At 41.4% G+C, this 1,162-nt stretch carries 1 pseudogene; it reads left to right on the top strand.

Annotated elements, in window-relative coordinates:
* Window positions 1-308: 308 nt before the first annotated feature.
* Window positions 309-986, top strand: a pseudogene (locus IC21_RS07440) (Mu transposase C-terminal domain-containing protein); the annotation flags it as partial.
* Window positions 987-1,162 lie beyond the last annotated feature (176 nt).

Here is a 1,162-nt window from a genome sequence, read left to right as displayed (position 1 = left end):
AAGTAAAGCACGGTAGCCGAAAGTGTACAAAAAGAGTGTCTTGGAATACCCGATATTTAAACCTTGTCGAGAAAAACTTGACACATACCTGAAATAGATAGACCTTTGTTATTTCTTAAATGTTTGATACAATTAATATCAGACATTGCTAGCATCCTTTCTTACCTCCACTACCAATTGCTCGACACAATTACTGTAGTGGGACTTGGGGTGACTGGCAAGTCTTTTTTTGTTTATGCACAAAAATTTAGTGCAGGACTCTGCATTTTTCCTTTGCAAAGCTCTGCACTTTTATTTTGCCATACACACCCGAAGCCGTTTACTTTGATAATGGCAAACAATACAGGACGAAATGGATGGGGAGAACCTGTTCAAAACTTGGAACCCGGCTGGTTTACGCGAAGCCATTTTCGCCAGAAAGCAAAGGTAAGGTTGAAAAATTCAACCGGCTCATTGATTCTTTTCTGGGGGAAGTCTCACTAGAAAAGCCGAAGACATTAGAACGGTTAAATGAACTGTTTCAAGTCTGGCTGACAGAGTGTTATCAGGAGAAGCCGCATTCTGCGCTTGGGGAAAAAATAAGCCCAAGATCGGCATTTAGAAGTGACAGAAAAGCACTTCGTTTCATTGAGCCAGATACATTGGCGGATGCATTCCTGCATTGCGAAACACGCAAGGTGGATAAATCCGGCTGTATCAGTTTCATGGATCAAAAATACGAAGTAGGCCTGGCATTTATTGGGCAGAAAGTCGAAGTTATCTATGATCCTGCGGATCTGGAGGAACTCACCATTGAGTTTGAAGGCTATTCGCCATGGAAAGCTCATAAACTTGAAATTGGTGAAAGATCAGGGAAAAGGCCACCCCTTCCTGATCATCTTCAGCCACAGAAAGCCGATTCATCAAGATTATTAAAAGCTGCGGAACAAAAGTATCAGGAACGACAGATGGAACAAACACCAGCCGTCTCCTTCCGGGCTGTATAGAAGGAGGACGGTGAGAATGTTTGAAGCCTTCTACGGTATGACTCATACGCCTTTTTCACGGGATATTCCGACTGAAAAGCTTTATGACGCATATTCCGCACGTAAATTTTTCCATTTTAAGATTTTTTTAAAGGAATTTTCTCCTTCTTTGTAGAATTGAATGATTATCTAAACTA

The organism is Heyndrickxia coagulans DSM 1 = ATCC 7050 (assembly GCF_000290615.1).
Classification (GTDB): Bacteria; Bacillota; Bacilli; order Bacillales; family Bacillaceae_C; genus Weizmannia; species Weizmannia coagulans.
The sequence above is the reverse complement of the archived record's forward strand: the minus strand, read 5'-3'. Positions and strand labels throughout refer to the sequence as shown.